Source organism: Aurantibacter sp. (genome assembly GCF_042094015.1).
In the GTDB taxonomy this organism is placed as follows: domain Bacteria; phylum Bacteroidota; class Bacteroidia; order Flavobacteriales; family Flavobacteriaceae; genus Aurantibacter.
The window spans coordinates 1-4,378 of sequence record NZ_JBELDZ010000114.1 but is presented as its reverse complement, the minus strand read 5'-3'; the positions used below and the strand labels follow the sequence as shown (position 1 = coordinate 4,378).

Annotated in this window: 4 protein-coding genes; all 4 read left to right on the top strand. The window is 31.0% G+C overall.

The features are described 5' to 3' along the window. The first annotated feature begins 161 nt into the window (after positions 1 to 161). The 4 genes from ACFDSN_RS11750 to argS all read left to right on the top strand — a co-directional run bounded on the left by ACFDSN_RS11750 (position 162) and on the right by argS (position 4,219). Entirely contained in the window at positions 162 to 845 is a 684-nt protein-coding gene (locus ACFDSN_RS11750) for an SDR family NAD(P)-dependent oxidoreductase (RefSeq protein ID WP_375240049.1), read from the top strand. 3 nt (positions 846 to 848) lie between these two features. Further along, positions 849 to 1,403 (top strand): thioredoxin family protein, encoded by a 555-nt coding sequence (locus ACFDSN_RS11745; RefSeq protein WP_375240048.1) that lies wholly within the window; start codon positions 849 to 851, stop codon positions 1,401 to 1,403. 64 nt (positions 1,404 to 1,467) lie between these two features. After that, positions 1,468 to 2,403 (top strand): citrulline utilization hydrolase CtlX, encoded by a 936-nt coding sequence (gene ctlX / locus ACFDSN_RS11740; RefSeq protein ID WP_375240047.1) that lies wholly within the window; start codon positions 1,468 to 1,470, stop codon positions 2,401 to 2,403. Between the two features lie 25 nt (positions 2,404 to 2,428). Then, positions 2,429 to 4,219 (top strand): arginine--tRNA ligase, encoded by a 1,791-nt coding sequence (gene argS, locus ACFDSN_RS11735; RefSeq protein ID WP_375240046.1) that lies wholly within the window; start codon positions 2,429 to 2,431, stop codon positions 4,217 to 4,219. The last annotated feature ends 159 nt before the right edge of the window (positions 4,220 to 4,378 follow it).

Here is a 4,378-nt window from a genome sequence, read left to right as displayed (position 1 = left end):
CTCTGGATCTAATGATAAGAAACAATTTAAAGCGCATTTTGCACTAAAAAGATAATTAACTTCTTAGAAAAAAAACGCCTAATTCAATTATTTGAATTAGGCGTTTTTTATCTTTAAATTTTAAGCATTTATAACTTCGCTTTTAAAAGAAATAAAAATGTATGAGTAAAAATATAATAATAACTGGAACAAGTCGCGGAATTGGATTTGAGTTAGTGCACATATTTGCAAGTCAAGGATATAATGTATTGGCGTTGTCAAGAAACGCACAACCAGTTGCAAATCTTCATTTTGATAATATCACGTCTTTTTCTTTTGATTTAAATAATCAGGATGATTATAAAAAAGTAGAAACTTTTATAAAAAACGAATGGAAAACTGTTGATATTTTAATTAATAATGCAGGAACTTTATTAAACAAACCATTTGCAGAAACATCGTCGGAAGAATTTGCTAATGTTTATAAAACTAATGTTTTTGGTGTTGCAGAAATGACACGCGCGGTTTTACCATTTATGGAAGCTAAAAGCCATGTATTAACTATAAGTTCTATGGGTGGAGTTCAAGGTTCTATCAAATTCCCCGGATTATCTGCCTACAGTTCAAGTAAAGGCGCGGTAATTACATTAACAGAGTTATTAGCAGAAGAATATAAAGAACAGCAAATTTGCTTTAATGTTTTGGCTTTAGGAGCAGTACAAACCGAAATGTTAGAAGAAGCTTTTCCAGGATATGAAGCACCAACAACAGCTCTAGAAATGGCTAATTATATTGCAGATTTCTCATTAAATGGTCATAAATATTACAATGGAAAATTATTACAAGTATCTAATTCTACACCTTAAATTATGGCATTAACAGAATCTAATCCATTTCCGTTAGGAACTATAGCACCAGATTTTTCTTTGTTCGATACAGTTTCAAATCAAATAATAAACCTTCAAGATTTAAAAGGAAGCAGAGCTACAGTAATAATGTTTATTTGCAATCATTGTCCTTTTGTAATTCACGTAAATTCAAAATTGGTAGAATTAGCGAATAGTTATAACCCTAAAGAAGTTGGTTTTATTGCCGTTAGTAGTAATGATGTAGAAAATTACCCACAAGATTCACCAGAATTAATGGCGGAATTAGCAAAGCAGGAAAAATACCCATTCCCGTATTTGTATGACGAAACTCAAAATGTAGCAAAAGCTTATGATGCAGCTTGTACACCAGATTTTTATGTGTTTAATTCGGAATTAAAAAGTACGTATCACGGACAATTAGACAATTCTAGACCAGGAAACAATAAACCATTAACAGCTAAAGATTTAAAGGAAGCAATAGATCTAACAGTTTCAGGATTGAAACCTTTGGAGCATCAAAAACCAAGTATTGGTTGCAATATAAAATGGAAGTGATTTTTTCCATACAAAACGGCTTTTTTCAGCATAAAAAATCTAATTTTGCATCAAAATTGTCAAGATGCAACAAATAACAAATACTATTGTAATGATTCGTCCTATTAACTTCAGGATGAATGAGCAAACTGCAGTAAATAATTATTATCAAAAAAAAACAGATAATTTATTGCCAGAAGCTGTAAACACAAGAGTACAGAAAGAATTTGATGTTTATGTAGATAAACTTCGTTCTGTAGGTGTAAATGTAATTGTTGTTGAAGATACTAAAGAGTTTGATACGCCAGATTCTATTTTTCCAAATAATTGGATTTCTTTTCACGAAAATGGAAATATAGGATTATATCCAATGTATGCAGAAAACCGACGATTAGAACGTAGAGAAGATGTGCTAATTCAATTAGAAGAATCAGGATTTAAAATAAATCAAATTGTAGATTATACATCTGCGGAAGAAGAAGGTGTTTTTCTTGAAGGAACAGGAAGTTTACTTTTAGATAGAACTAATAGAAAAGCCTATTGTGCTTTATCTCCAAGAGCAGACGAAGAGTTATTTATTGAATTCTGCGAAGATTTTGAATACACACCAGTTGTTTTTACAGCAAATCAAACAGTTAATGGCGACCGTAAAGCAATTTATCATACTAACGTTATGATGTGTTTAGCAGAAACTTTTGCAGTAATATGTACAGATGTAATAAGTGATAAAAAAGAGCGTAAAAATGTAGTTAGTAATTTACAACAAGACGGAAAAGAAGTCATTAGAATTACGGAAGCTCAAGTCAATAACTTTGCAGGAAATACATTACAGGTTTTAGGTAAAGATGATAAACGTTATTTAGTAATGAGTGAAGCTGCACATAAAAGTTTAAGTGAAGCACAAATTAAGATAATAGAAAAGCATTGCGAAATATTATCAAGTCCTCTAGACACTATTGAAGCTTTAGGTGGCGGAAGCGCACGTTGTATGATGGCAGAAGTATTTTTACCTAAAGTATAGTTATTAAAATAAAAAAAACAGTTAAATGAGTCTTCAAAACACATTAACAAAACATATAAAAACCGCTGTAAAAAATATATATAGCGCAGATTTAGAAACCGTAGAATTCCAAGCAACACGTAAAGAGTTTCCTGGAGATATTACTGCAGTTGTGTTTTCTATGTTACGCGTAGTAAAAGGAAATCCTGTGCAAATAGGCGAAGCTATTGGTAATTATTTAGTAGAAAATGTAGCAGATGTTGTGGCATTTAATGTGGTAAAAGGCTTCTTAAATTTAGAGATTAGCCAATCGTATTATTTAGACTTTTTTAATAATATAAAAGACAATAAAATTTTTGGGTTTGGAACTCCAAAAGAAGGAGATAAAGCTGTAATGGTAGAATATTCTTCGCCTAATACAAATAAACCTTTACATTTAGGACACGTACGTAACAATTTATTAGGTTATAGTGTCGCTAAAATAGTTGAAGCTTCTGGTAAAAAAGTTTATAAAACACAGATTATTAATGATCGTGGAATTCATATTTGTAAAAGTATGTTGGCTTGGCAACGTTTTGGAAATGGAGAAACACCAGAATCTACAGGTTTAAAAGGAGATAAGTTAGTTGGTAACTATTATGTAAAGTTTGATCAAGAATATAAAAAAGAAATTGAAGCTTTAAAATCTGAAGGTAAAACCGAAGATGAAGCTAAAAAAGAAGCTCCATTATTAGCAGCAGCACAACAAATGTTATTAAAATGGGAAGCTGGAGACGAGCAAGTAGTAGCACTTTGGAAAAAGATGAATGCTTGGGTTTATGATGGTTTTGCAACTTCTTATAAAAATTTAGGTGTTGAATTTGATAGTATGTATTACGAAAGTGAAACATATTTATTAGGAAAAGAATTTGTTGTCGAAGGTCTAAAAACAGGTGTTTTTATTAAAAAAGAAGACGGTTCTGTTTGGTGCGATTTAACCGAAGATGGATTAGACGAGAAAATTGTATTGCGTAGCGATGGTACTGCGGTTTATATGACCCAAGATATTGGAACTGCCATACAACGTATTAAAGATTTTCCAAATGTTGGTGGAATGGTTTATACCGTTGGAAACGAGCAAGATTATCATTTTAAAGTCTTGTTTTTAATTTTGAAGAAATTAGGATTCGATTGGGCTAAAAACCTGTTTCATTTAAGTTATGGAATGGTAGATTTACCTTCTGGAAAAATGAAGAGTAGAGAAGGAACCGTTGTAGATGCAGACGATTTAATTACAGAAATGGCAACTACAGCAGAAACTATTTCTAAAGAATTAGGGAAACTAGATGGTTATTCTGATGAAGAGAAGCAAGAACTTTATAAAACTATTGGTTTGGGAGCGCTTAAATATTACATTTTAAAAGTAGATCCTAAAAAACGTATTCTATTTGACCCAAAAGAGTCTATAGATTTTCAAGGAAATACAGGTCCATTTATACAATACACGTATGCACGTATTCAGTCTATTTTACGTAAATCTGAGATTAATCCAGATGTTTTGTCTAGTACAGTTGATACGTCTCAACCATTACACGAAAAAGAACAAGAATTAATTAAGCAATTACAATTGTTTCCAGAAGTAATACAAGACGCGGCAACAAAACATAGCCCTGCATTAGTAGCTAATTATACGTACGATTTGGTAAAGTTGTATAACTCATTTTTCCAAAATGTACAAATTTTAGGAGATACTCCAGAAATAGAAAAAGTATTTAGAGTACAAATATCTCAAGTAGTTGCAAATACTATTAAAAACGCATTTTCTGTATTAGGAATTAGTGTTCCAGAACGCATGTAAACTAAACCTTGTTTATTATAAATTAAAAACGCCTAAAACATATGTTTTAGGCGTTTTTTTATGTAGTATTTTGAACATTCGTTTAACAGTTAGATGATATGAATACGTTTTAATGTTTTATATCAGCAGTTAAACGAAGTTAGTTGAAAAAAATGACAA

Excerpts from the sequence above, each read along its gene's own strand:
- argS (WP_375240046.1), top strand. The coding sequence starts at position 2,429 with ATGAGTCTTCAAAACACATTAACAAAACATATAAAAACCGCTGTAAAA.
- ctlX (WP_375240047.1), top strand. The coding sequence starts at position 1,468 with ATGCAACAAATAACAAATACTATTGTAATGATTCGTCCTATTAACTTC.
- ACFDSN_RS11745 (WP_375240048.1), top strand. The coding sequence starts at position 849 with ATGGCATTAACAGAATCTAATCCATTTCCGTTAGGAACTATAGCACCA.
- ACFDSN_RS11750 (WP_375240049.1), top strand. The coding sequence starts at position 162 with ATGAGTAAAAATATAATAATAACTGGAACAAGTCGCGGAATTGGATTT.